General features: G+C 70.6%; 19 protein-coding genes and 1 pseudogene. 12 read left to right on the top strand and 8 right to left on the bottom strand.

What is annotated here, in order from left to right; genetic code table 11:
• Nucleotides 1–153: 153 nt before the first annotated feature.
• A complete protein-coding gene (locus AC08OJ_RS02130) occupies nucleotides 154–978 on the top strand; it encodes a hypothetical protein (RefSeq protein WP_476594930.1) in 825 nt (274 codons plus the stop codon).
• A gap of 70 nt (nucleotides 979–1,048) precedes the next feature.
• Here AC08OJ_RS02130 and AC08OJ_RS02125 read toward each other — a convergent pair whose 3' ends face one another.
• Together AC08OJ_RS02125 and AC08OJ_RS02120 are read right to left on the bottom strand one after the other, a co-directional pair.
• Complete coding sequence (locus tag AC08OJ_RS02125; protein WP_462188274.1) at nucleotides 1,049–1,951, bottom strand: AEC family transporter; 903 nt, start codon at nucleotides 1,949–1,951, stop codon at nucleotides 1,049–1,051.
• Between the two features lie 102 nt (nucleotides 1,952–2,053).
• Nucleotides 2,054–2,266: a hypothetical protein gene (locus AC08OJ_RS02120; RefSeq protein WP_462188273.1), complete on the bottom strand. Its 213-nt coding sequence runs from the start codon at nucleotides 2,264–2,266 to the stop codon at nucleotides 2,054–2,056.
• 203 nt (nucleotides 2,267–2,469) lie between these two features.
• On the opposite strand from AC08OJ_RS02120, the gene AC08OJ_RS02115 reads away from it, so the two are divergent.
• Nucleotides 2,470–3,732, top strand: a complete 1,263-nt coding sequence (locus tag AC08OJ_RS02115; RefSeq protein WP_476594929.1) for an alkane 1-monooxygenase — start codon at nucleotides 2,470–2,472, stop codon at nucleotides 3,730–3,732.
• 81 nt (nucleotides 3,733–3,813) lie between these two features.
• Here AC08OJ_RS02115 and AC08OJ_RS02110 read toward each other — a convergent pair whose 3' ends face one another.
• Nucleotides 3,814–4,575, bottom strand: a complete 762-nt coding sequence (locus AC08OJ_RS02110; RefSeq protein WP_476594928.1) for a lysophospholipid acyltransferase family protein — start codon at nucleotides 4,573–4,575, stop codon at nucleotides 3,814–3,816.
• A 227-nt stretch (nucleotides 4,576–4,802) separates the two neighbouring features.
• On the opposite strand from AC08OJ_RS02110, the gene AC08OJ_RS02105 reads away from it, so the two are divergent.
• Nucleotides 4,803–5,495 (top strand): M50 family metallopeptidase, encoded by a 693-nt coding sequence (locus AC08OJ_RS02105; protein ID WP_476594017.1) that lies wholly within the window; start codon nucleotides 4,803–4,805, stop codon nucleotides 5,493–5,495.
• An 84-nt stretch (nucleotides 5,496–5,579) separates the two neighbouring features.
• Nucleotides 5,580–6,632: an SOS response-associated peptidase gene (locus tag AC08OJ_RS02100; protein WP_476594016.1), complete on the top strand. Its 1,053-nt coding sequence runs from the start codon at nucleotides 5,580–5,582 to the stop codon at nucleotides 6,630–6,632.
• Here the strand turns inward: AC08OJ_RS02100 and AC08OJ_RS02095 are convergent.
• The 3 genes from AC08OJ_RS02095 to AC08OJ_RS02085 form a co-directional block, all read right to left on the bottom strand.
• Nucleotides 6,623–7,186: an HdeD family acid-resistance protein gene (locus AC08OJ_RS02095; RefSeq protein ID WP_476594015.1), complete on the bottom strand. Its 564-nt coding sequence runs from the start codon at nucleotides 7,184–7,186 to the stop codon at nucleotides 6,623–6,625. The two genes, AC08OJ_RS02100 and AC08OJ_RS02095, sit on opposite strands and share 10 nt — an antisense overlap.
• A 207-nt stretch (nucleotides 7,187–7,393) precedes the next feature.
• Nucleotides 7,394–7,588, bottom strand: coding sequence for a ferredoxin (locus AC08OJ_RS02090; protein WP_476594927.1), 195 nt, complete (start codon nucleotides 7,586–7,588; stop codon nucleotides 7,394–7,396).
• 272 nt (nucleotides 7,589–7,860) lie between these two features.
• Entirely contained in the window at nucleotides 7,861–8,322 is a 462-nt protein-coding gene (locus AC08OJ_RS02085; protein WP_476594926.1) for a hypothetical protein, read from the bottom strand.
• A gap of 6 nt (nucleotides 8,323–8,328) precedes the next feature.
• Here AC08OJ_RS02085 and AC08OJ_RS02080 point away from each other — a divergent pair, with 6 nt between their 5' ends.
• The 6 genes and pseudogenes from AC08OJ_RS02080 (at nucleotide 8,329) to AC08OJ_RS02055 (ending at nucleotide 13,048) form a co-directional block, all read left to right on the top strand.
• Complete coding sequence (locus AC08OJ_RS02080) at nucleotides 8,329–9,057, top strand: ComEA family DNA-binding protein (RefSeq protein ID WP_476594925.1); 729 nt, start codon at nucleotides 8,329–8,331, stop codon at nucleotides 9,055–9,057.
• A 7-nt stretch (nucleotides 9,058–9,064) separates the two neighbouring features.
• Nucleotides 9,065–9,913, top strand: coding sequence for a hypothetical protein (locus AC08OJ_RS02075; RefSeq protein ID WP_476594924.1), 849 nt, complete (start codon nucleotides 9,065–9,067; stop codon nucleotides 9,911–9,913).
• Nucleotides 9,910–10,734 (top strand): annotated as a pseudogene (locus AC08OJ_RS02070) (ComEC/Rec2 family competence protein); the annotation flags it as partial. The gene AC08OJ_RS02075 and the pseudogene AC08OJ_RS02070, both read left to right, overlap by 4 nt.
• 121 nt (nucleotides 10,735–10,855) lie before the next feature.
• The gene (locus tag AC08OJ_RS02065) at nucleotides 10,856–11,707 is read left to right on the top strand and encodes a ComEC/Rec2 family competence protein (protein ID WP_476594923.1); all 852 of its coding nucleotides are present in this window, start codon (nucleotides 10,856–10,858) and stop codon (nucleotides 11,705–11,707) included.
• 1 nt (nucleotide 11,708) lies between these two features.
• The gene (holA, locus tag AC08OJ_RS02060; protein ID WP_476594922.1) at nucleotides 11,709–12,713 is read left to right on the top strand and encodes a DNA polymerase III subunit delta; all 1,005 of its coding nucleotides are present in this window, start codon (nucleotides 11,709–11,711) and stop codon (nucleotides 12,711–12,713) included.
• Nucleotides 12,710–13,048 (top strand): hypothetical protein, encoded by a 339-nt coding sequence (locus AC08OJ_RS02055; RefSeq protein ID WP_476594921.1) that lies wholly within the window; start codon nucleotides 12,710–12,712, stop codon nucleotides 13,046–13,048. The genes holA and AC08OJ_RS02055 overlap by 4 nt, the downstream gene beginning before the upstream one ends.
• A 79-nt stretch (nucleotides 13,049–13,127) precedes the next feature.
• On the opposite strand, the gene rpsT is transcribed toward AC08OJ_RS02055, so the two are convergent.
• A complete protein-coding gene (gene rpsT / locus AC08OJ_RS02050; protein ID WP_462188090.1) occupies nucleotides 13,128–13,397 on the bottom strand; it encodes a 30S ribosomal protein S20 in 270 nt (89 codons plus the stop codon).
• Between the two features lie 270 nt (nucleotides 13,398–13,667).
• Between rpsT and lepA the strand changes: the two genes are divergently transcribed.
• Nucleotides 13,668–15,512 carry a translation elongation factor 4 gene (gene lepA, locus AC08OJ_RS02045; protein ID WP_476592133.1) on the top strand — a complete coding sequence of 615 codons (1,845 nt, stop codon included), beginning with the start codon at nucleotides 13,668–13,670 and terminating at the stop codon, nucleotides 15,510–15,512.
• Nucleotides 15,513–15,572: 60 nt separating this feature from the next.
• On the opposite strand, the gene AC08OJ_RS02040 is transcribed toward lepA, so the two are convergent.
• Entirely contained in the window at nucleotides 15,573–15,737 is a 165-nt protein-coding gene (locus AC08OJ_RS02040; RefSeq protein ID WP_462188092.1) for a hypothetical protein, read from the bottom strand.
• Between the two features lie 225 nt (nucleotides 15,738–15,962).
• On the opposite strand from AC08OJ_RS02040, the gene hemW reads away from it, so the two are divergent.
• Nucleotides 15,963–17,128 (top strand): radical SAM family heme chaperone HemW (hemW, locus tag AC08OJ_RS02035; RefSeq protein WP_476594920.1); only part of this gene is annotated, 1,166 nt, incomplete at its 3' end.

Raw genomic sequence — 17,128 nt, 5'->3', positions numbered from 1 at the left:
ACTGCCAGGAATGCTCCGGGGTCGGATCTGCCGTGGTGACCGGGCCCAGCGGCCTAAGGTGGCCGGACGCGACCGAGCAGGAGCCGGACTGGACCGAACCGGCGTGGTGTGTCCGGTCGTCAGGCACATCCGCGCGGCGGAAGGTGACACGGGATGATCGAAGCGCAGGGATTCACGGCCTCACCGGGGCATACTGACCTCGGACGGCCTGGCAGCGGTCTGGACGCCATCGACGTGCGCCGGATTGAGGCCGTGTGCGCGCCGCTGCGCGCGTTGCACACCGAGGGTCTCCTCGCCGGCCTGTTCGACGGCCTCGACGAGGCGGCGGCCCTCGTTGATCTGGTGACACGGTACTGTGTCCTGGACCACGCGGCGCTGCTGATTGCCGTGGACGACTTCGAGGCCGCGCTCGCGGCGTTGCCCGCTCTCGGCGTGCGGCCGAGCACGCTGGTGCCCAGCGTCATCGTGAAGGCCCGGCTGGCCGAGCGCTACGCGGTGCGCGCGGAGCTGCTCGACGTGCGTCTCACCCACGCCGCGCTGCGGTCCAGTGCGGGCGCGGACCGCACGTTGGAGATCTTCATGCTCCGGCGGACACCTGGGCTACCGGCCGGGCTCATCGAGCAGGAACGCGTGTTCGAGCTCGAGCGGCACTTCGCGATGCGGCTCCCGGACCCAAATCCGGTCATCATCGAGGGACTGCGCTGGGTGTTGCGGACCCGGGCCGAGTTCCACTGGGACGGTGGCGGCTACAACCCGCATGACCGGCCGGCTGCCGGAGGTACGAACGTGCTGTACTTTTTGCGTCTCGCGCCGGACGGTAAGGGAGGTGTCCGCCGCGAGCGGCTGGAAATCAAGTTCTTCGGCGATTTCTCCGCCATCGCGAACACACATCTCGCCCCGTGCGCCGACGGCGCGCCCGCGTGGGAGGTGTCGCCCGGTGCGCCGCACGCATGGTCAACCCGCCCACGTAGGCTGTGATCAGCACGCCGGGCGCCCGCCGCAGCGGTGACTCCACTGGAGGACGAGCACGACTCAGGCCTCCACCTCCTCAGGCCCCGAGGAGTAGCGCCCAGACCGCCAGGCTCACGAACGATAGCGGAACCCCGACTCCCACCAGCAGGCTTGGCAACGGTGCCGCGAGTTCGTGACGGGCGGCGATGAGTGCGCCGGCGACCATCGGGGGCATCGCCACCTCGAAGAGGGCCACCCGCACGTCATGATCTCTGACGGTCCCCGTCAGTGCGTAGATCCCCACCACGAGCGCGGGCGCGGCGACCAGCTTGATGCCGAGGCCGAGGGCCAGCTCTCGCCACCACACCCGGACCGCACGCACCTGGAGTTGCAGACCGATGGAGAACAGGGCGAGTGGGGTGAGGGTGCCACCAAGCGACCCCAGTGCGGCGTTCAGCCAGTCCGGGAACGTCACCGGCCGCAGGACGAGCGCGGCTACCAGGGCGATCAGCGCCGGAGCGGTGAAGACCCGACGGGCGAGCTCGGCGCGGGAAAGCGATGCGCCGGCACTGATCGTGACCGTCCCGAGGACCACCGTGTTCAGCAGCAGGAAGGAACCGAGCTGATCCACGAGCACGGCGACCGGGACCGACGACGCGCCGAAGAAGGCGGTCACCATCGGGAGGCCGACGAAGCTTGTGTTCGCCACTGCGGTTGTGGCGATCAGAGCGACGACGACCTCCCGCGGCATCCGCAACGCTCGTCCGGCCAGCACGTAGCCGGCCGTCGTCAGGACGAAGAGCAGATAGGGCGCGGCGATGACGAGCGCGAGGTTCGGCGGGAAGACGATGCCGTGCATGGCGCGCAGCGTCAGAGCGGGCAGGGCCACGTCCAGCAGCCAGATGTTGATCACATGGGCGGTGTCCGCGGGCAGTCGTCCGCGGTGCCGGACCCCGATGCCCGCCACCAGGCCGACGAGGAGCACGATCAGTGCGGACATTCGGCCATCGTGGCAGCCGGGGTTCCCGGAAGGCGCCGGGATGCGCCGGGCGTGGGACAGGCCACGCGGCCGGCCTGGGGCGGGGACCGGTGCGCGGATGGATCACGGCCGGTGGGTCCGGCGGCGCCGGTGCCGTCGCAGTAGCCGGGGCAGCAGGATGTTGGCGGCGAACAGCACGGCGGCGAGGACGTAGTTGCCCGCACCCAGCCGTTCCTGGCCGGGCAGGGGAAGCAGCGTGTACGTGATCAGAACAACGGCGGACAGCAGCAGGGTGCCGACCATCACCCCGCCGATCCAGGGGGGCGAGTCGGTCATCGAACGGGACCGCCGGCCCGCGGGCGACGGCGTCACGCCACCTGTTTGCACGGGTCTTGCTCCTCGATGTGACCGGCGTTCTGTTGTCAGCGTATATGACACGTGGCAGGCTCACTGTCCAGTTGTGGTGCGCCGTCAGGGGTTTTCGCCCCCTGGTGGCGGTCGGCGCGGTCGGCGGTCCAGCCGGCAAATCGGAGGTACCGATGGCGGCACCTGTCCTCACCGCGCCCGGCGGCCTCGCCTGGCGGGACGGCAAGCGGTACATGTGGCTCACCGCAATCATCGTCCCGTTGCTGGCCATCGTGGGATACGGACTGTGGCATCGAACGGGTGTCGGGCTGTACTGGTGGATCACCCCGCTCTTCGTCTTCGTCCTGGTTCCGCTGCTCGACATGACCACACCGCCGGATCCGGTCAATCCACCGGAGGAGATCCGGGCCGCGCTGGAGACCGACCGTTACTACCGCCGGTGCACGTATCTCTACCTGCCGCTGGCGGGCGTCGGCCTGGTGCTGGGCGCCTCGGCCTGGGCGAACGGCGACCTGTTGTGGTCCGCCCGGATCGGAGTGGTGGTGTCGGTCGGCACCGTGACCGGGGTGGGCATCACCACCGCGCACGAGCTCGGCCACAAGCGAGGGATTTTCGAGCGGTGGTTGGCGAGGTTGATGCTGGCGCCGACCGCGTACGGTCACTTCTCCGTAGAGCACAACCGGGGTCATCACGTGCGGGTAGCGACGGCGGCGGACCCGGCGAGTGCCCGGTTGGGGGAGAGCTTCTGGCGGTTCTGGCCGCGGACCGTCGTCGGTAGTCTGCGTTCCGCCTGGTCGCTGGAGGCCGCCCGGCTGCGGTTGCGCGGCCGACGGATCTGGTCGGTGCGCAACGAGGTCGTGCTCGGCTGGTTGCTCACCGCAGTGTTGTTCGCGACGCTGGCCGTCGCGTTCGGGCCGGCCGTGCTCGTCTTCCTCGTCGCCCAGGCGGCCTTCGGGTTCACCTTGTTGGAGGGGATCAACTACATCGAGCACTACGGCCTGGCCCGGGAGCTGACCCCGAGCGGGCGTTATGAGAAGGTCGATCCCCGGCACAGCTGGAACAGCGATGCCGTGATCAGCAATCTGGCGCTCTATCAGTTGCAGCGACACAGCGACCACCACGCCAACCCGACCCGGCGCTACCAGGCACTGCGGTCCTTCGAGGCCTCTCCCCAGCTACCGGCGGGGTACGCTACGCTCCTGCTCGCGGCGTATCTCCCGCCGGTGTGGTTTCGGCTGATGGACGACCGCGTTGTCGAGCATTACGGCGGGGACGTCACCCGGGCGAACCTGCACCCCGCGCGCCGGGCCGCTCTGCTGACCCGGTACCGGCCGCCGTCCGGTACCGAGGCCGTCCGGTACCGAGGCCGTCCGGTACCGAGGCCGTCCGGTACCGAGGCCGACGGGCCTCCGTCCCGGGGCGGTGCTCGTGGGTGAGCACTTCCTCGAAGAACGCACGGTAACCGCGCAGAGTCGTCCGTGGGATCGCCGGTCGGCAAGGGTTCCGACGGGGATCTGTCAGCTTTGGCCGGATTCCTCGGAGGTGCTCTGCTTGGCGGCGGCGTCCTGATCGGCCGGCCGAGGAGGAGCCGAGCCACCGAGATGCGCGGGCAGCCACCAGTCCGGCTCGCCCGGCGCGGGCCGCGGGTAGCGGCGCTGCGCATCGTCGAGCAGCTCGTTCATCACCTTCTCCAGCAGCGCCGTGCCGTCGCGGCCCTTACCCAGTTCCGTGGGCTGGACGGGCCTGCCTACCGTGATCGAGACGCGGACGCCGATCGCGTCCCGCAGGCTGAAGGGCCGTCCCTTGGTGAAAATGCGCTGGCTGCCCCAGAGAATCACCGGGATCACCGGTACCTTCGTGTGAGCGGCCATCCGGGCCGCCCCGGTCTTGAATGTCGCCAGACAGTAACTCGGGCTGATCGTCGCCTCGGGGAAGACGCCCACGAGTTCCCCGGCTCGCAGTGCGTCGAGGGCGTGGCGCAGAGACGCCGCGCCGGCCTCCCGGTCGACCGGGATGTGGTGCATGCCGCGCATGAGCGGCCCGCTGATCCGGTGGTCGAAGACTGCCTTCTTGGCCATGAACCGGACCAGCCGACGCTCCGCGATCCAGAACGGCAGACCCGCGAGCGCGAAGTCCAGGTACGAGACGTGATTGATCAGGACGATGCCGCCCCCCGATGCCGGGATGTTCTCCGTGCCCTGGATGTCAAGACGCAGGCGCAGTGCGCCGAAAAGTCCCCGCACCATGCTGACCACCGGCCGGTAGACGTACTCCGCCACGACGGGCCACTCCTCGATGTTCCTCGCGGTCTCACCGGTGTGCCGAATGCGACACGACCTTACCCCCACCCCCTGACACCGGTCGTCGTGGATGTCCGGCGATACCGCGGTCCGGTTTCACCGGAAGGCGACGTCGCGTGCGGGCGGGGGGCAGGATCGATGATGTTCGTATCAGACGTCTGTGGAGGAGCGGGACCAACCGCGCGGATGAGGGAGAGAGAACGGAAATGGAAATTCTGCGCCGGGGCATCGCGGCGCAGCCGGCGCCGCCGCAGTGGGTGCTCGTCGTTGCCGCGATTCTGGCGGCCCTGACGGTACTCAGCGACCGCCTATGGCCGATATCTAGATATGTGATAACAATTGCACACGAAGGTGGACATGCCCTGGCCGCGGTCGCGACCGGGCGCCGCCTGGCTGGCGTTCGGCTGCATTCGGACACCTCCGGAGTGACCGTGTCCTCCGGGCGGCCGACCGGTGCGGGTGTCGTCGTGACCGTCGCCGCCGGCTACACGGCACCGTCCCTGCTCGGTCTCGGAGCTGCGGGCCTGCTGGCCACCGGCCGGACGAGTCTGCTGCTGCAGTTGTGCGTGGCGCTGCTGCTGGCGATGCTGCTCGTGATCCGCAACGGTTTCGGGGCCCTGTCCGTGCTAGGGAGTACCGCGGGAATCCTGGCGGTCTCCTGGTTCGCGCCGCAGAGCGTGCGCGCCGGATTCGCCGCGTACATTGCGTGCTTCCTGCTGCTGGGCGCGATCCGCCCGGTGATCGAGGTGCAGCGGGGGCGCCGTCGGCGCCGGGCCGGGGATTCCGATCCGGATCAGCTCGCACGGCTGACCGGACTGCCCCCGACGCTCTGGGTCGGGTTCTTCGGCCTGGTCAATCTCGGCGCGCTGGCCGGTGGCCTCGCCGCGCTGTTCGGGTGACTTTCGCGTTCGGGCGACCCTCGCGTTCGGGCGACCTCCGCGCGGAACCTGCGACCTGTCGGACCCGGGTGCCACGCTGGCGCCATGTGCGGTCGGTACACCCAGAAGCTGAAGACCGACGACCTCGCCGCGGCGATGTCCGCTCACGACGAGACTGCCGGCGCGGTGACGGAGAACTACAACGTGGCGCCCACCTCGACGATGCCGATCGTCGTCGCCGAGCCGCGTGAGCTCCCGGACGGCGCTTTTCGGGGTGAGGCGCACCTCCCTCCGGCCGGGAAGCCGCCTCCGGCCGGCCGGACCGAGCGGGTCCTTCGCCTCGCGACCTGGGGGCTGGTGCCGTCCTGGGCCAAGGACCGGACGATCGGCGCAAAGATGATCAATGCGCGGTCGGAGACGGCGGCGACCAAGCCGGCGTTCCGGTCGGCCTTCGCCGCACGGCGCTGCCTCGTCCCGGCGACCGGGTTCTACGAGTGGTTCCATCCGGGTGGCGGCTCGCGGCGGGGGCAACCCTTCTACATCCGTCCCGCGGGCCATCCCGCAACCGGCGGGATCTTCGCGTTCGCGGGTCTCTACGAGGTCTGGCGCCGGGGTGAGGCCCCGCTGGTGACCTTCACGATCCTCACGACCGGAGCCGCCGCGGGGCTGGAGTTCCTGCACGACCGCTCGCCGGTGATCCTGCCCGAGGCCGCCTGGGATCGCTGGATGGATCCCTCGGTCCGCGATCCCGCCGCGTTCGCCTCGCTGCTGCGGCCGGCGCCGGCCGGGGTGGTCGCGGCGCATCCGGTCGCAGCCGAGGTGGGCAGTGTCCGGAACAAGGGTCGTCATCTCATCGATCCCGTCGAGATCGATCCGGTGGTCGCCGCGGCCGTCGCGCAGGCGGGCGGGCGGCTCTCGCGGTGGACCCGGAGCGGTCCGGTGGTTCCGTCGGCGGTGGTGCCGGTTCGTCCGCGCGGGTGGGCGGCACCGTCGATCTGTCGTTGTTCGGTATCGACCCGGTTGATACCCCCGTCAATGCCCCGGGCAAAGGCACTGCCGCCGGGCCGGGAGGCGGGTGACCCGGCGGGCGCGCTCGGCAATCGCGGGTTGATCCGCCGGAAATCCGGAGAACGGATGGTCGCCGGAGGTCAGGAGTGACCGCGCGGGCGAAGCGCGAGCCCGAGCGCGATCTCGGTGACGCCGGTGACGATCAGTTGGATTCCGAAGATCACCGCTAGTGCCATGATCGTCGCTTCCGGCCAGGTCAGCGCCAGTACGCCGAGGACGATACTGAGCGCGGCCAGGATGAGCGGACCGGCGATGCCGCGACCGGTCCCGCGCGAGGATCTGCTCGCCCAGGTCACCAGGGCCCGGACGACCCCGGTGATGATCAGTATCGCGCCGACGAGCAGCGCGACGACTCGGAGGGTGGCTCCCGGCCACAGCAGCACGATGACGCCGCCGACCGCAAGCATGATCCCAAACAGGGCAGTCCCCGCGGTGTTCTCTGACCGGACCGCGGCGATCGTCTCGCTGATGCCGGAGAGCACGAGTGCCACTCCGGCGAGGACCGCCAGTGTGCCGGCGGTCGCGAAGGGGTTCGTGATCAGTAGAAGTCCCAGCACGGTGACCGCCGCACCGAGCAGGAGCAACGCCGGCCACAGCGTGCTGGGGGCTTGCTGACGTCGGTGCTGCCGGTAGATCGTGGCCATCGAGGCACCTCCCCGGGTTGGGGCTCCGCCCGGAAATGCGCGGGCCGCTCTCGTCAGAAGGTCTCTACCCGGTTCTGGTGAGCCGCTACCGCGACTCATACTCCCGGCCGGCTGCCGGCGGGGTTGGTGCGCCGTGGAGGGTTCGAGCGGTCGGATCCGTTTCGGAGGCGTGCCCTCCAGGGAGTCGGACCGACCGCCACGCCGTGATCAGCTATCGGAGATATTGATCGCCTCGGTTGGGCAGGAGTCGACAGCCTCCTGGATGTCGTCCCACCTGGCGTCGTCGGGTTCCTCGTCGAGGAGGTAGAGGAAGCCGTCGTCGCGGATCTCGAACACGTTCGGGACGAGACGGACACAGGTTCCGCTGCTCGCGCAGCGGTCGTAGTCGACAATCACGCGCATCGGCGCACCTCCCAGTGGTGCTCCCACAATCAGTGTCGAGCGGACCTTACCGCCGAGCCCATGGCTGCGACAGAACCGGGACCCCGGCAGGCCACTGGGCGGGGGCTGTGGACGACGGGCGGCTGTCCACAGGACGGCGGCAAGCGGAGCGGGAGCCGCCGTGATCGATCTACGGTCCAGTCATGGTCGAATCCACCCCTGGTCCCGGGTACCCGCCGCCGGCCCCGCCGCCGCGCTTCCCCGTCCGCGCATTTCCGTCTGAACCGTCCGTTTCATCGCGATGGCCATCGCTGGACCTGCTGCCGTCGGACGACGCCACCGTGCCGCTGCGTCCGCCGGACCCACCAGTAGACGGCTCGGCTGGTGGATCCCGCCGCGTTCGCGACGCCACGTTCACCAAAGACGAGCAGGAGATCGGTGGCGACAAGTCCGACCTGGTCGGGATTCGCGAGGGCGTGTTCCTCGATGAGGACCGGGCCGCCGACGGATGGGCCGCGGACGAGCTTGCGGCGGACGGGGCCGATCTTGATCGGCCGGTCGCCGGTCGAACGGATCGGCGCCGCCCGCTCCACCCCCATCCAGTCCACCCCCGTCCGGGGCGCGAGATGGACGATGGCGAGGACGAAGGCGGCCGGGGACCTGATCGCGGGCCATCGGCTGGCCGGACGGCGCCGGGAGTTCCGCGGGGCGATCTGGTCGGCGTCATCCGCAGGCGGCTTCCAGCTACGCTGCATGGCATCGTGGTGGCGCCGGCAGCCCGGGCCGCCCTCGTTCTCGCGTTGGTCGCCCTCGCCGCCGCGCTCATGACCGCCTGGTTCTCCTGGCAGCACCGCCCGGTACCGCTCGCCTCCTCCGAGGTCGGTACCCTCCGGACGGGGGAGTCGGCGGCTGGCAACGCCCGGTCGGACCACTCGGACCACGGGGCCACCGGTCCCACCTCCGCCATGGATACGAACGTGGCCTCGGCACCGACGACCAGGGCCGCCCGCACCGGGGCGAGCGGCGAGGTGGTGGTCGACGTCGCCGGCCGGGTGGCCCGGCCGGGTGTCGTCCGGCTCCCGGCGGGCGCGCGTGTGGTGGATGCGATCGAACGCGCCGGGGGAGCGCTCCCGGGCACCGACACGACCGGCCTTGCCCTGGCCCGGATGTTGGTCGACGGGGAACAGGTCCTCGTCGATGGCAGGCCCGGCCCGGCGCCGCCTGGGCAACCCGCAGGTACCGGCCTCGGGCCCGTCGGCGGGAGCACCGCGAGCGCCGCCGGTTCCACCGCGGCGACCGGTCCGATCGACCTGAACGCCGCGACCGCCGAGCAGCTTGACGGTCTGCCCGGGGTTGGGCCCGTGCTGGCTCGCCGCATCGTCGAGTGGCGCACGGCGCACGGGCCCTTCCGGTCGCCCGAGCAGCTCGCGGAGGTGACCGGAGTCGGCGACAAGCGGCTGGCCGATCTGCTGCCATTGCTGAAGGTTTGACGCTCCGGTGGTCGACGTCGGGATGGAGACGGGACTCGCGCTGCCGGAACGGCCGTCCGGGGATTCCCGTCCGATGGACGCCCGGCTGGTGGGCCCGGCGGTCATGGCCTGGGCCGGCGCGGCGGTTGCCGGCACCTGGCCGCCGTCCGTTCCGTTGCTGGGCGCCGCCGGTGCGGTGCTCGTCGCGGCTCCGGTGTTCCTGCTGGTCCGGGTCCGCCCGCGGGGCGCTCGGCCGACTCGCCCAGGACCGGGCGGCGATCGGGCCGAGGTGGCTACGGGCGGGTCCCGTCCGTCGCAGTCGCAGTCGCAGTCGCAGTCGCTGTCGCCGGTGCCGTCGCAGCCGCGTAGCGCGCCGCTCACCCGGGGCGTCGGGTGGCGCTCCGCCGTCGCCGTCGTCGTTCTCACGGCCCTCGTCTTCCTGGCCGCCGGGTTTTTCGCGGGTGGACTGGCGGCTCGTCCACGTGACAGCGGCCCGCTCGCCGATCTGGTCCGGCATGGCCGTCTGGTCACAGCCGAGGTCGTCGTCACCGACGATCCCCGCGCCACCTCCTCGTCCACCGCGGTCCGGACGGGAACCGGGCCCGGAGCCGGAGAGGGGGCCGGGGAGGGGGCTGGCGGCGCCGATCGCGTGACCTTCGTGATCTCCGTCCGGGCGGAGCGCCTCACCGCGCCCCGGCGGATCTGCGGGTCCGGGCCCCGATGGTTCTGCTCGCGCGGGGCGGCGGTTGGGGCGCTCTGCTGCCCAGCCAGCACCTGGTCGTCTCCGGCAGGCTCGCCGAACCTCGGGTCGGTGACACCGTGGCCGCCGTTCTGTTCGCCAACGGCCCACCGCGGACCCGCGGCGGGCCCACCATGATCCAACGAATCGCCGGGGGGCTACGGGCCGGGCTGCGTCGAGCCGCTGGGGGACTGCCCGAACCGCGTCGCGGGCTGCTACCCGGCCTCGTGGTCGGCGACGTCTCCGGGCTCGACGACGCGGTGCGCGCGGACTTCCGCGCCGCCGGAATGTCCCATCTGACGGCCGTGTCCGGTAGCAACGTCGCCATCGTGACGGCCTCGGCGCTCTACCTCATGGGATGGACCGGGCGTGGGTCACGGTCGCGCGCCGCGGTGGGAGCCCTCGCCCTCGTCGGGTTCGTCGTGCTCGCCCGGCCCTCGGCCAGCGTGCTGCGTGCCGGGGCGATGGGTCTGGTCGGCCTGCTCGGGCTCGCCATTGGCGGTCCCAGGGCGGTGCTGCCCTCCCTGGCGGCGAGCGTGATCGTCTTAGTCCTGGTGGATCCCGCGCTCGCCCTCTCGGTCGGCTTCGCGCTGTCCGTCCTCGCCACGGCCGGAATGATCGTTTTTGCGCCGGGCTGGCGGGACGCGCTCGCTCGGCGGCTGCCGGCGCGGATCGCCGAGGTGCTCGCCGTCGCGGCCGCCGCCCAGCTGGCGTGCACCCCGGTGTTGGCCTGGACCGGTGGGGGGCTGAGCCTCGTGGCGGTGCCCGCGAACGTCTTGGCCGTGCCCGCCGTCGCACCGGCGACCGTGCTGGGGGTACTGACGCTGGTCGTGGCGGCGGTGTCGCCGTCAGCAGCCGGGCTGCTCGCGCACCTCGCCGATCTGCCGTGCTGGTGGCTGGTGACGGTCGCCGGCCGGTGCGCCGATCTTCCTGCCGCGACGCTGCCGTGGCCCACGGGGGTGATGGGAGCGGGCGCGGTCGCCGGTGTCGCCGGGCTTGTGGTGGCGACGCTGCGGAGGCGGGTGCCGCGGCGACTGGTCGCCGCGGCCCTGGTCGGCCTGCTCCTGGCGCGATGCGCCGTTGCCGGGCGGCTGGCGCCTGGTCGCCTGCGACGTCGGTCAGGGCGACGCCCTCGTGCTGTCGGCGGGACCGGGCACCGCGGTGCTGGTCGATGCCGGCCCCGATCCGGCCCTGCTGACCCGCTGCCTCTCCGACCTCGGCGTGCGACGGATACCGGTGGTCATTCTCAGTCACTTCCACGCCGATCACGTCGAGGGGCTGCCGGCCGTGCTCGGCCGGCTTCCGGTGGGGGAGGTACTCAGCAGCCCGCTGGGGGAACCCGTTCTCCAGTGGCATCGGGTCCAACAGTGGACCCGGCGGGCCGGTGTGCCGCTGCGGACGGCCGTCATCGACTCCCGGGCACGGGTGGGGGCGGTCTCCTGGACCGTCCTGGCTCCGCGCACCGTGTTGCACGGCACCGAGAGCGATCCCAACAACGCGAGCCTGGTGCTCTCCGCACGGGTGGGGGAGGTGACCATCCTGCTCACCGGGGATGTGGAGCCGCCGGCCCAGCGGATGTTGACCGGCAGGCCGGGGGATCGGACGGCTCTACGAGCCGACGTGCTCAAGGTGCCCCATCACGGCGCCGCGGATCAGGACGTCACCTTCCTCGCGGCGACCGGGGCCCGATTTGCCCTGATCAGTGTCGGCACCGGGAACAGCTATGGTCATCCCGCGCGGTCCACCCTGCGGACGCTGCGCCGGTCCGGCATGGCCGTCGCCCGGACCGACCGCGACGGCGCGGTGGCGGTGGTCGCCGCGGCGGCACCCGCCGGGTCCGCCGAGTCCGGGTCGCCGGCGGGAGCCGCCTCCGGGTCGGGGGCGCGGGTCCGCGTCTCGGTGGTGCTCCGCCGGCCTGGGGGCGGATCGTGACATGCTCACCTGCGTGTCCTCCTCTGAACTGCCGCCGCTCGTCCTCGTCACCGGCGACGAGGATCTACTCGTCGGTCGAGCCGTGCGCGGGGTTCTCGACGCGGCTCGGGCCCGTGATCCCGACGTCGAGGTCGTCGACCGGGCGGCCGGTGAGCTCAGCGAAGCCGATCTGATCGACCTCGGCGCCACCTCGATGTTCGGAGGTGGCCGGGTGATGGTCGTCCGTGGCACGCAGGACCTCGCCGAGGATCTGCGTGACGCGTTGCTGGAGTACATCGGTCGTCCGCTCGACGACGTCGTGCTCGTCGTCGTCCACAGCGGAGCGGTGAAGAACCGCAAACTCGCGGACGCGATGAAGGCCGCGGGAGCGCGGGTCGTGCCAGCAGTGAAGATCACCAAGCCGCGGGAGCGTCACGATTTCGTCGTCGCCGAAGTGCGGCGTCTCGGCGGCCGGGTCAGCGAGGGCGCGGTGCGCGCCCTGCTCGACGCGGTCGGCGGTGATCTGCGTGAGCTCGCCGCCGTTTGCGATCAGCTCGTGGCCGACACCGACGGGCTGCTCGACGAGGCCGCGGTGGCCCGTTTCCACCGGGGCCGGGCCGAGGCCAGCGGGTTCGCCGTCGCGGACGCGATCATCGGCGGCGACCTGCCGCAGGCGTTGACGCTGCTGCGTCAGTCCCTGGAGGGGGGTACCGCGGCCGTACTGGTCTCCAGTGCCGTCGCCGGTGGTCTGCGTGACCTCGCCCGGGTGGCGTCCGCGGGTCCTGGCTCGAAGTGGGATCTCGCCCGAGCCCTGGGCATGCCGGACTGGAAGGTCGAGAAGGCGCAGCGCTCCGCCCGAGCCTGGTCGGACCGGGGTCTCGGCCAGGCCCTGCGGGCGGCCGCCGAGGCCGACGCTGGCGTCAAGGGCACTGCGGTCGACGCCGGTTACGCCTTGGAGAAACTGTTGCGCGAGGTCGCCGTGGCCAGGTCGGGTGGGCGGGCCCGGGCGGCCGGGAGCCGGGGATGACCGACGGTCCGGGAGCCGGTGCCGGCCTCGTCGTGGCTCCCCAGCCGGCCGTCGACCCTGACGCCCCGCCGCCGGGCGGCTGGTTCGGCCTGCGGGTGCTACCTGCGGGCTGGATGCGGGGACTGCTCATGATCGTGACTGGGCTGGTCACGGTGGTGATTGCACTTGGTGATCTTGCGAGCGCCTGGGTGGTCGGTGTCCTCCCGCTGACCGTCGGCGCGATGGTTGCCTATCACGAGGTGCTTGAGCGGCTGATCCGGCCGGACGACGTCTCGGCGGAACCGGCCCCCCCACTGCAGCCCGGAGCCCGTTCCATGCCGTGCAGCGGGCTCTGACCGGACGAGAGGCCTGACCGGCGGGTGGACACGCGGAAAGGCCGGGACGCCTGCGGCGCTCCGGCTGTAGGAAGACGACTCAGCTGGCGGCCAAGTCGGCATGCGCGCGAGCCAGTGCCGACTTCTTGTTGGCGGCCTGGTTGGCGTGAATGACACCCTTGCTGACGGCCTTGTCCAGCTTACGGGACGCGATCCGCAGCGTCTCGTCGGCGCGCTCGACGTCACCGGCCTCCACGGCGTCGCGGAAGCGACGCACGTGCGTCTTGAGTTCCGACTTCACAGCTTTGTTGCGCAGCCGCCGCTTCTCGTTGGTGAGGTTGCGCTTGATCTGCGACTTGATGTTGGCCACGCGGGAGAACCTCTGATTTGTCGAGTCGGGGTGGTGCGGACAGGTTATAGTACGCGCCGCACGGAATGGCGAGCAGATCATGACCGGACGACGATACGGCCCGTCACGGATGCGGTCCGTCACGGACGGCACTCAGATTATCAAACCCCCGCGCGCCGGCGCACCGGCGCACCGGCGCGCGCGGCTCCTGGCACGATGAAGGTGGTCGACCCAGATCTCGGCATGGGCGGCTCCACCGTGATCACCGCGAGCGAAACGAGAACTCTCCGCGTGTCCACAGCCCCGCACCTGGCGCCCGGCGCCGACCCGGCGATGATCCGCAACTTCTGCATCATCGCCCACATCGACCACGGCAAGTCGACCCTTGCCGATCGGATGCTTGGTGTGACCGGTGTCGTGGAGGCGCGCAACATGCGCGCGCAGTATCTCGACCGCATGGACATCGAGCGTGAGCGTGGGATCACCATCAAGGCCCAGAACGTGCGCCTGCCATGGCGGGCCGACGATGGTCGGGACTACATCCTGCATCTCATCGACACGCCGGGCCACGTTGACTTCAGTTACGAGGTGAGCCGTTCGCTCGCGGCCTGCGAGGGCGCGGTGCTGCTGGTCGACGCGGCCCAGGGCATCGAAGCGCAGACTCTGGCGAACCTGTACCTGGCGATTGAGAACGACCTGACCATCGTTCCGGTACTCAACAAGATCGATCTTCCGGCGGCCCAGCCGGAGAAGTACGCCGAGGAGATCGCGACGATTATCGGCTGCGAACCGGGCGAGGTGCTCCGCGTGTCCGGCAAGACCGGCCAGGGGGTGCCGGAGCTGCTCAACGAGATCGTGCGCCGGGTGCCCGCCCCGGTCGGCGATCCGGACGGTCCGGCTCGTGCGATGATCTTCGACAGCGTCTACGACATCTACCGCGGCGTCATCACCTATGTACGGGTGGTCGATGGCACGCTGACCACCCGCGACCGGTGTCTGATGATGTCGACCGGCGCGAGCCACGAGACCCTCGAGGTAGGTGTCATCTCGCCGGACCCCCATCCGACCGGGTCGCTGTCGGTCGGCGAGGTCGGCTACGTCATCCCTGGGGTCAAGGACGTCCGGCAGGCCCGGGTCGGCGACACCATCACCACTACCCGGCGGCCGGCGACGGAGATGCTCGGTGGCTATCGGGATCCGTTGCCGATGGTGTACTCCGGGCTGTATTCGATCGACAGCAGCGAGTATCCCGCGCTGCGCGAGGCTCTCGACAAGCTTCAGCTCAACGACGCCGCCCTGACCTACGAACCGGAAACCTCCGCGGCACTGGGGTTCGGATTCCGGTGCGGCTTCCTGGGCCTGCTGCATCTGGAGATCGTCCGGGAGCGGTTGGAGCGCGAGTTCAACCTCACCCTCATCTCCACGGCCCCGAACGTCGTCTACCGGGTGGTCATGGAGGACCTTTCCGAGGTCACAGTGACCAATCCCAGTGACTGGCCGGGTGGGAAGATCGCCGAGGTGTACGAGCCCGTCGTCGAGGCGATGATGCTGCTGCCGACCGGCTTCGTCGGGGCGGTGATGGAACTGTGCCAGGGCCGGCGCGGCGTCCTGAAGGGGATGGACTATCTGTCGACCGACCGGGTGGAACTCAAGTACACGTTGCCCCTCGGTGAGATCATCTTCGACTTCTTCGACGCCCTGAAGTCCAGGACCCGGGGCTATGCCAGCCTCGACTACGAGCCGGCGGGGGAGCAGCTGGCCGATCTGGTGAAGGTCGACATCCTGTTGCAGGGGGAGACCGTCGATGCCTTCTCGGCAATCGTGCACCGTGAGAAGGCCTACGCTTACGGCGTGTCCATGACGACCAAGCTGCGCGAGCTGATTCCGCGTCAGCAGTTCGAGGTGCCGATCCAGGCGGCGATCGGCAGCCGGATCATCGCGCGGGAGAACATCCGCGCCATCCGCAAGGACGTGCTCGCCAAGTGCTACGGCGGCGACATCACCCGCAAGCGCAAGCTGCTCGAGAAGCAGAAGGAGGGCAAGAAGCGGATGAAGACGATCGGTCGGGTCGAGGTGCCACAGGAGGCCTTCATCGCGGCGCTGTCCACGGACACCGGCAAGCCGGCGGTGAAGTGAGTCCGGTGCGGGGCCGACGCGGGACCGTGGCGCCATCTGTCTGTTCGGCCGCTCGGCCGCTCAGCCGGTCGGCAGGGGGGTGGCCGGGAGACGGATCGGTTCGGTGGCCGGTTCGGAGAACGACAGGCCCGCGACGGGGGCGGCGGCGCTGGAACGGTACACGGTGGTTCGGGGTGGGAGCAGTTCGAAGATCTCGTCGAGAACGGCCCTGGCGTCGTCGTCCATGACCGGATCTTTTCGCACCGACGTCGATCGGTCCACGGTGAACCACCCATATTTTCCCTTCTGTGCCCAACGATGACAAAATGTCATTACACTTGGCCAGCTTCGCCGAAGCGGGTATTCCGGCCTTATCTCCAGGTGGTCCTCGTGTGGCCATCCTTGGCCCGCCGACGCGGTTGACAAACGTAGCGTTGCCGCGAGAGCACACGTTGGGGGCACACTGGGGGCATGCCACAAAAGCCTCCCGACGGCTCGCCTCCGCCGGACGACGGTGCCCTCCCGGCTGCCGCGCTGGCCGAGGTGACCCGGCGACCGTTCGGGGTCTACGTGCATGTGCCCTACTGTGCGGCGCGCTGCGGCTACTGCGACTTCAACACCTACACGGCGGCCGACCTGGGCGGCGCACTGGTGTCGTCGGTGGGCCTCACGACGTTCGTCGACATCGCGACCGGCGAGGTCCGGCTCGCGCGTACCGTGCTTGGTGAGCAGGAGCTCGTGATCTCTACGGTCTTCGTCGGTGGCGGCACGCCGACCCTGTTGACCGCTGACGATCTCGGGCGGCTGTTGCGGATCCTGGACGACGGGTTCGGGTTGGCGCCCGACGCGGAGATCACTACCGAGGCGAATCCGGAGTCGGTGGATCCGGCGCAACTGGAGCAGCTGCGCGCCGCCGGTTACACCCGGATCTCCTTTGGCATGCAGAGTAGCCGTCCGCACGTCCTCGCCGCCCTGGACCGGCGGCACACCCCCGGCCGCGTGCCCGAGGTGATGCGCTGGGCCCGCAAGGCCGGCTTTGACCAGGTCAGCCTGGACCTCATCTACGGGGCTCCGGGCGAGTCGGAGGCGGACTGGGCGGCGAGCCTGGACGCGGCGATCCAGCTCGGCCCGGACCACGTCAGTGCCTACGCGCTGACGGTTGAGGAGGGCACGAAACTGTCCCGTCGGGTCCGCCGGGGCGAGCTGCTCGAACCCGACGACGACCTGCTTGCCGACCGCTACCTGCAGGCCGATGACGCTCTGTGCGCGGCCGGCCTGACCAGCTACGAGGTCAGCAACTGGTCGCGGGGGGCCGGTACCTGGTGCCGGCATAATCTGGGGTACTGGCGCGGAGATCACTGGTGGGGGATCGGTCCGGGCGCGCACAGCCACGTCGGCGGGGTGCGATGGTGGAACGTGCGTCATCCGGCGGAGTACGCGGCCCGGCTGGGGGCCGGGCGCAGTCCCGCGGCCGCCCGGGAGGAGCTCGACGCGCAGGCCCGCAGGGTCGAGCGGGTCATGCTGGGCGTCCGGTTGGCCGAGGGACTGGCCGTCGGTGAGCTGGACGGGGCCGGCCGGGAGGCCGCCGCCGGGCTCGCGAAGTCCGGCCTGGTGGAACCCGGTGCCCTGGAGTTCGG

The organism is Frankia sp. CgKIO3, from assembly GCF_977946435.1.
The sequence above is the reverse complement of the archived record's forward strand: the minus strand, read 5'-3'. Positions and strand labels throughout refer to the sequence as shown.